Source organism: Aquipuribacter hungaricus (assembly GCF_037860755.1).
Lineage (GTDB): Bacteria > Actinomycetota > Actinomycetes > Actinomycetales > JBBAYJ01 > Aquipuribacter > Aquipuribacter hungaricus.
Window position 1 is genome coordinate 1 of sequence record NZ_JBBEOI010000175.1, and the last position, 7,594, is coordinate 7,594.

Annotated in this window: 7 protein-coding genes; all 7 read right to left on the bottom strand. The window is 77.6% G+C overall.

What is annotated here, in order from left to right:
* The coding region (locus WCS02_RS15120; RefSeq protein WP_340294659.1) for a DUF4192 family protein at positions 1–704 on the bottom strand (704 nt) is incomplete at its 3' end.
* A gap of 134 nt (positions 705–838) precedes the next feature.
* On the bottom strand, positions 839–1,189 hold the full coding sequence (locus WCS02_RS15125) for a YkvA family protein (RefSeq protein ID WP_340294661.1): 351 nt from the start codon (positions 1,187–1,189) through the stop codon (positions 839–841).
* 75 nt (positions 1,190–1,264) lie between these two features.
* Positions 1,265–3,034: a DUF885 domain-containing protein gene (locus WCS02_RS15130; protein WP_340294664.1), complete on the bottom strand. Its 1,770-nt coding sequence runs from the start codon at positions 3,032–3,034 to the stop codon at positions 1,265–1,267.
* Between the two features lie 64 nt (positions 3,035–3,098).
* Positions 3,099–5,219 carry a sensor domain-containing diguanylate cyclase gene (locus WCS02_RS15135; RefSeq protein WP_340294667.1) on the bottom strand — a complete coding sequence of 707 codons (2,121 nt, stop codon included), beginning with the start codon at positions 5,217–5,219 and terminating at the stop codon, positions 3,099–3,101.
* Between the two features lie 67 nt (positions 5,220–5,286).
* Entirely contained in the window at positions 5,287–5,745 is a 459-nt protein-coding gene (locus WCS02_RS15140; RefSeq protein WP_340294670.1) for a pilus assembly protein CpaE, read from the bottom strand.
* Positions 5,742–6,767 (bottom strand): proteasome assembly chaperone family protein, encoded by a 1,026-nt coding sequence (locus WCS02_RS15145; RefSeq protein WP_340294673.1) that lies wholly within the window; start codon positions 6,765–6,767, stop codon positions 5,742–5,744. The genes WCS02_RS15140 and WCS02_RS15145 overlap by 4 nt, the downstream gene beginning before the upstream one ends.
* 138 nt (positions 6,768–6,905) lie before the next feature.
* Positions 6,906–7,594: matrixin family metalloprotease (locus WCS02_RS15150; protein ID WP_340294675.1), on the bottom strand; the 689-nt coding region annotated here is incomplete at its 5' end.

The window sequence follows — 7,594 nt, forward strand, 5'->3', positions numbered from 1 at the left end:
GGCGGGGCGGGGGCCTCGGGCTCGACGCCGTCGCGGTCGGCGGCCGGGCTGCGGCCGGCCAGCACGAACGACGCCGCCACCGCGTGCGAGGCGGTCGCCACGACCGGCGACCCGTCACGGGGGCAGCACGCGGGGTCCGGGCAGAGCAGGGAGCGGAACCGGCCCGGCCCGACGAGCAGGACGTCGAGGACGTCGAGGGGTCCGTCCGGCCAGGGCGCGTCCACGTCGGCGTCCGCGTCGGCGTCCGCGTCCGGCCACGCCCCGTCCGGGCCGGCCGTGCCGTCCGCCCAGGGCGGGTCCAGGACGTCGAGGACCCGCCGGACCGCGTCCTCGCCGAGGTCGGCCGGCTCGACGTCGGCGTAGACCACGGCGAGCGCGCGGTCGCAGCCGTTGCGGCGCAGCACCTGCGACGCGTGCTGCCAGACCGCCGCCAGGACGCCGCCGTCGTCCCCTGCCCGCTCGCCGTCACCGTCACCGGCCCTCCCGCCGCCGCCGGTGCCGAGGACGGCGCTGGTCGGCAGGTCCGCCCGCAGCGTCGGCCCGACGCCACGGTCCCCGTCCACCCCGACGACGACGAGCGAGCGCCTCGGCGTGAAGCCCAGCAGGTAGGGCACGGCCGCGACCACCCCCGCGGGGTCCTGGAGGCGGACCGTCGGGACGGCGGGGCGCGGGCGGGGCAGGTGGTCGGCAGGTCGGGTCGTCATGCCCCGAGCCTGCGGCGGCCGGCAGCCCTCGGACGGGGCCTCTGCCGCCTGTGGACAGCGCCGCGGACCTGGGGACGGTGGCCCGGCCGGTCAGTCCGCCGGGCCCCACGACGGCAGACCGGGCGGCGGCCGGCTCAGCGCAGGACGTCCCCGTCGACGACCTTGCTCTCCGCGTCCTCCCAGGCCAGGAAGCCGTCGACCTCGGCGAGGACGGCGCCCGCGACCCAGGCGGCCACCAGAGCGTCGTCGGCCATGCCGAACACCCCGAGCAGCACCTCGGGCACGAGGTCCACGGGCGACACCACGTACAGCGCACCGACGGCGAGGCCGAGCACCCGCTGCCGGTCCCAGCCGCGGTACGTCCCGCCCCTCGCCGCGCGGACGAGCCGGGGCAGCGCCGCCAGCCGGTCCCCCACGCTGTGGGTGCTGTCGCCGCGCACCGTCTCGAGCAGCACCTTCAGGGCCGCCGCACGTCCAGGCCTCATCGACGTCTCCCGCGCTCGTGGACCGGCCGGCGCCGGGTCCTCCCCGTCACGGTACGCCCGGTAGCGAGCACGTCCTCAGCCCAGGGCGGCGAGCTCGCGGGCCAGGTCGTCCAGCCCGAGCGCGCCCGTGCCCAGGGCGGCCATGTGCCAGGCCCTGAGGTCGAGCTCGCGGCCCTCGCTCGCCGCACGGGCCCGGGCGGCCTCGCGGCCGGCGAGCCAGGCCCGCTCCCCGAGCTTGTAGCTGATCGCCTGGCCGGGCATGCCGAGGTAGCGGACCACCTCGGAGTCAATGAAGGCCTGCGTCATGCCGGTCCGCTCGCCGAGGAAGCGGCCCGCGAGCTCGGGCGTCCAGCGCTGCCCCGGGGCGAACACCGGCAGGCCGTGCTGGTCGTCGGGGACGGTGAGCCCCAGGTGCATGCCGATGTCGACCACCACCCGGGCGGCCCGCAGCGCCTGCGCCGACAGGTAGCCCATGAGGTGCCCCGGGTCGGTGAGGTAGCCGAGCTCGTCCATGAGCCGCTCGGCGTACAGCGCCCAGCCCTCGGTGGCGGCGGAGACCGAGCCGGTCGAGGTCTGGAACATCGACAGCTCGCCGGACAGGTAGGCCCACTGCGCCAGCTGCAGGTGGTGGCCCGGGACGCCCTCGTGGTACCAGGTGGACACCAGGTCCCACATCGGAAACCGCTCGCGGCCGAGGGTCGGCAGCCAGGTCCGACCGGGACGGACCAGGTCGAGGCTGGGGCGCGAGTAGTACGGCGCCGCCGCGGACCCCGGGGGCGCGATCATCGCCTCGACCCTGCGGATGGGCTCGGCGATGTCGAAGTGGCGCCCGTCGAGCTCCTCGACCGCCGTGTCCATCATCTGCTGCAGCCGCTGCCGCACCTCCTCGACGCCGTCGACGGCCTCGCCGTGCGCCTCGAGGTGGTCCATGGCCTCCTTGGGGGTGGACCCCGGGAGCACCTGCCCGGCGACCTCGACCATGCGGGCGTGGATGGCGGCCAGGTCGCGCCAGCCCCAGCCGTAGGCCTCCAGCGGGTCGATGTCCGAGCCCGTCCAGCGGCGCGCCCCGACGAGGTACCGCTCGCGCCCCACGGCGTCCGGGGCGTCCTGGACGACGGGCAGGTACTGCTCGGCCAGCAGCGTGCGCAGCGCGAGGACACCGCGCTGCGCCGACTGCCCGGCCTCCTGGGCCTGCTGCCGCAGCCCGGCGGGGACGTCCTCCTCGCACCGGTCGAGCAGGCCGGCCAGGTGCTCGGCGTACCAGCCTCTCCCCTGCCCGACCGCCGCCCAGGCGTCCAGCTGGTCGAGGACGGCGGTGACCTGCGCGGGACCGCCGGGCAGGCCCTGCTCCAGCCCGTGCAGGAGGGTGGCGCCGTACTCGGCGTAGGCCCGCTCGACGAGGGCGACCCGCCGGACCGCCACCCCCACCTGCTCCGCCGTCGCGCCGGGCAGCAGCACGACGGCGGTGCGGACGGCCTGGACGGGCGAGAACAGCGTGCCGAGGGAGCGGAGGTGCTCCCCGGCGTCGTGGGCGGCCAGGGCGGCGCCGAGGCGCTCCCGCAGCAGCGCGGCGCAGCGGCGCTCGGCGTCGACGTCGGCGCGGACCAGCCCCTGCTCGACGAGGGCGTCGAGGTCGGCGAGCGTCGAGCGCTGCAGCGCGGCCAGGTCGTCGGCCGCCCCGGGGGTGAGCCTGGGCAGCCCGTCGGCGAGCGGGTCGGTGCCCAGGGCGGTGGCCAGCGAGGGGTCCAGCTCGGTGCACGCGCGCACGTAGTCGTCGGCCACCCGGCGGACGGCGCGCGCGTCGGGTCCGGCCGGGGTCTGGGAGGTCGTCGCGTCGGTGGTCACGGTCGGCCATGCAAGCACGGGCGCGGCGGCGACGCCCGTGCGCGCGCCCGGGACGGCGTGCCGCTCAGACGAAGGTGTGCTTGCTGTGGTGCCAGCCCGCGCCGCCCCGCCGGCGCACGTCGGAGGCCGCGGTGTCGGCCGCGGCGACGAGCTCCTCGCCGACGGCGGGCGCGTGCTCGGTGCCGGAGCAGGGACGGGCCGCCGAGCCCACGCTGGCGGTGACCCGGCCCCGCGCGGTGCCGGGGGCGGGCACGTCGACGCAGGCGCACACCCGGGCCGCCACACGGGAGATCTCCAGCTCGTGGACGTCCTCGCAGACGAGCAGGAACGCGTCCTCCCCCACCCGGGCCAGGGTGTCGCCGAGGCGGATGGTGCGCCGCAGCCGGGTGCTCACCTCGACCAGGACCGAGTCGCCGGCGGCGGGCCCGTGCTGGGCGACGAGGTCCTCCAGGCCGTCCAGGACGATCCACACCACGCCCACCGACCGCCCGGTGCGCGTCGAGCGCTCCAGGGCGTTGACCAGCCGGTCGACGGCCAGGTCGGTGGGGCGCAGGCCGGTCAGCCCGTCGTCGGCGGGGACGCCGTGCCCGGCCCCCGGGGCCGCGACGGCCCGCTCGGCCTCGACGTGCACGACCAGGGTGGCGGGGTCGGTGCCGGGGGTGCCGTCGGCGCCGACCGCGGACGCCGTCAGCCGGACCGCGACGGTCGAGCCGTCGCCGGAGGCGTAGCCGGCGGGCCCGTGCCAGGCCTCGCGCCGGCCGGTGGCGACCTCGCGCAGGCCGTCGAGGACGTCGTCGCGCCCGGGCCCGACGAGCAGGTCCTCGTGGCGCCGGTGCGCCAGCGCGCCCCTGGCCTGGCCGAGAAGGCGCAGCGCGGCGTCGTTGACGGTCTGCCAGGACCCGTCCGGCGCCAGCACGAGGACACCGGTCGGGGACTGCTCGAGGACCCGGCGGAGGGTCTGACCGGCCAGGTCGACGTGCTGCTCGTCGCGGGCCAGGTCGTCGGCGGGGCGGGTGACCGAGCGCAGCTCGACGAGGCGGCCGGTGCCGGGGTCCAGGTGCCCGGACAGCACGGACTCCACGAGCCGGTGCGCGCCGTCGGCGCCCTGCACCCGGTAGCGGACGGTCGCCGTGTCCCCCGCCGCGGCGGCGGCGTGCGCGGCGTCCACCCGGCCGCTGTCGGCGCGGTGGACGAGGTCGTGCAGCGGGCGGCCCACGAGGTCGGCGGGCGCGTGCCCGAGGTCGTCGGAAGCCCGGTCGGAGACCCAGGTCCAGGTCCCGTCGGCGGCGTGCAGGCCGACGGTCTCGCGGGCGAGCGCGGCGACCGTGGCCAGCCTCCCCTCGACCTCGGCGAGCGCGGCCCCGGCGACGACGGCGTCGTGCTCGTCGGCCAGCACGACGTGCGCCTCGGACAGGTTCGCGTCGGTCCAGCGCATCCCCAGGCGGGTCCAGCGGCGCTCCCCGCCCCGGCGGCGCACCCGCACCCGCATCACGGCGACCTCGCCGAAGGGCAGGCCGTCCAGGCGTGCCTTGACGGCGGGCCGGTCGGCCGGGGACACGAGCTCGACGACGGAGCAGCCGACGACGTCGTCGACGGGCCGGCCGAGGACGTCCTCGCAGGCCTCCGACGCCCCGACGACGCGGCCCCAGCGGGACACGCGCAGCAGGACGTCGCGCTCGGGGGCGAGCAGCCGGCGGCTCCGCACGCTCTCCACGGCCAGGGCGAACCCGGCGTGGACCTGGCTGGTCACGTCGCCGACGAGCGCGCCGACGACCGTGGGCCCGGTGCCGGCGAGCATGACGACGTCGAAGCGCAGCCACCGCAGCCCGTCGGCCTCCTGGAGCCCGACGAGGGTGCCGTGGCGCGGCCGGCCGTCCGACAGCACCTGCATGACGGGGTGCTCGTGGCCGGCGAGCGGGCGGCCGTCCTGCCGGACGAGGGTCCAGGACGGGTCGTGCCAGGTGCGTCCGATGACCTCGTGCACACCCACGCGCAGCGCCCCGGCGGCGGTCTCGTCGGCGGCGGTGACGCGGCCGACGCTGTCGTGCAGCAGGACCCCCTGGCCCAGTGCGGCGACCATCGCCGCCGCCGGTGCTGTGGTCCCTGGTGCGTGCGCGGCACCGGTGAGCCCGGGCGTGCCCTCGGGGCGGGGCCGGGCCGCGGGCACGAGGGAGGTGTCCGTCACCCCTGCAGCGTCGGCGTGACGGCTCGGCCGCTTGAGCGGCGCCGCCCCGGCGACCGGGTGACGGTGCTCAGGCGGTCGCGCGCTCCAGCAGCCGGAGCAGGGCGGCCGCGTAGGCCTCGACGGCGGTGCCCGCGTGCTCGGTGGTCTCCTGCTCGTCGCCGGGCAGGACGACGGTCACCTGGAGACGGTCGTCACCGTCTGCGCCGGCGGCTCGCTCGAGCCGGCGAAAGGTCCCGCCCAGCAGGCGGCGCAGCTGCTCCTCCGACGGCAGCCACAGCGTCTGCTCGGTCCCGACGCTGTCCAGCGCCCACTCCACGGTGCCGTTGAACCCGATGACGGGGCCGGACGGGAACTGGTGGACGTCGGCGACCATGTCGGAGACGACGAACACCTCGGCGTCCATGTCGCGGTCGGCCAGGACGAACCGGTCCCCCACGGTCGGGTCCCAGCGCAGCCCGGTCTCGCGGAGCCGGCGGGCCAGCGGCACGGGGACGAGCTGGGCGGCGTCCAGGGCGCGCACGCTCACCGGCCGCTCCCCCCGGCCCCCGCCCCCGGCTGACCCGGCTGACCGGGCTGACCGGGCTGACCGGGCTGACCGGGCTGACCGGGCTGGCCGGTGCCGTCCGTGCCCCGCTCCTTGTCGTTCTGGGCGAGGAACCGCTCGAGCTCGGCCCCCAGCTCGTCGCCGTCGGGCAGGTCGTTGCGCAGGTCGGCACCGGCGGACTCCGCCAGGTTGTCGTACTGCTCCTCCAGCGCGGTGACGACGGCGCTGACCTCGCTGCTCTTGGCGACCTCGGCGTCGATGTCGGCGCGGGTCTGGACCGCCCGCACCTTGAGCCCGTCGACGTCGATCGGGACGCCGCTCACCTGCGACAGGTGCTCCAGCAGGACGGCGGCGGCGTCCGGGTACTCCGAGGCGGCGACGTAGTGCGGGACGTTGACGGTGAACGCCATGGCGTCGACCCCGGCCTCGCCGAGGCGCAGCTCGAGGAAGCCGCCGACGTTGCCGGGCACCCGGACCTGGCCGACCCACGCCCGGCGGCCGCGGACGAGCTCGGCCCGCGTGCCGTGGGTGATGACCCCGGCGGGGCGGGTGTGCGGGACGCCCATGGGGATGGCCGACAGCCCGACGACGAGGCGCACCCCGAGGCGGCGGACCAGGTGCAGCACCGAGCGGGCGAAGCCCTCCCAGCGGTAGTCCGGCTCCACGCCGTGCAGCAGGAGCAGGGCGTGCCCGGGGTCGTCGTGGCGACGCAGCAGCGACAGCGTGATGAACGGGGCGTCGTAGCCGGTCCAGCGGTCGGTGTCGAAGTGCATGACGGGGCGGCGGCTGCGGTGGTCGACGAGGCCGTCGGCGTCGAACTGCGCGACGTCGACGCGCTGGTGGTCGGCGAGCAGGGCCTCCACGGCACCCGACGCGGCGGACCCGGCGTCGACGAAGCCCGCCAGGTGGTGCACGAGGACGAGGTCCCGCGGCACGTCGGCGAGGTCGGCGATGCCCGGTGCGTCGACGAGCGTGTAGAGCAGGTCGCTGTCGTGCTGCGGCACAGGGGTCCTCCGGGGTGGTGCAGGGCCCGCGGCTGCGGACCGTCCGGGGACGTCAACGCCGGCGCCCCGCCAGATGATCCCGCGGCCGGCCGCCGCGTGCCGGGCGGGGCTGCGGGGCAGGCTGCCCGGGTCCGCGGCTCAGCCGGGGAGGCAGGCACCCCCGCCGAGGCTGGCGAGCCCGGCCTGGTCCGACAGCGAGAACCCGTAGACCGACTGGTACGTGGGCGACATCAGCGAGAAGGGGTCGGCGCTGTGCCCGAGCCCCACGAGGTGCGCCAGCTCGTGGGACAGCACGGCGCCCGCCCGGCGTGAGCCCAGCTCCTGCGGCAGGTTGTCGGCGAACCACACCGCGTCGAGGACGACGGTGCCGCTCACCCAGGACAGCCGGTCGGCGGCGGGGTCCGCCGCCGGGCCGGCGACGCCGACAGCACCGCCCTGCAGCGGCGGGTACTCCCCCGCGTCGCTCCACGCGACGAGCACCGGCGACCAGCGGGCGCCGTAGCGGGCCGGGTCGGTGAGCGCCCGTGTGGTGGTCGGCGCCTCGTCGGTCTCGCCGTCGACGACGAAGACGAGCCCGGACGCCTCGCCCACCCGCGCCAGGGCGGTCTCGACGGCGGCACGGCCGCCGGGCGGCTCCCCCTGCGGGCGCACGACCACGTGCACGGGGCGGCAGGGGTCCCAGCGGACCGGCGCGCCGTCGTCGCCGGTGAGCAGGTGGACGTAGCCGCCCGGGTCCGGCACGTCCGGGGGCAGCCGCAGCGGCGCCGTGGCGACGTCGGCCGGCGCGGGCGGCGCGGCACCCAGCAGCGCGGGCGCCCGCTGCCAGG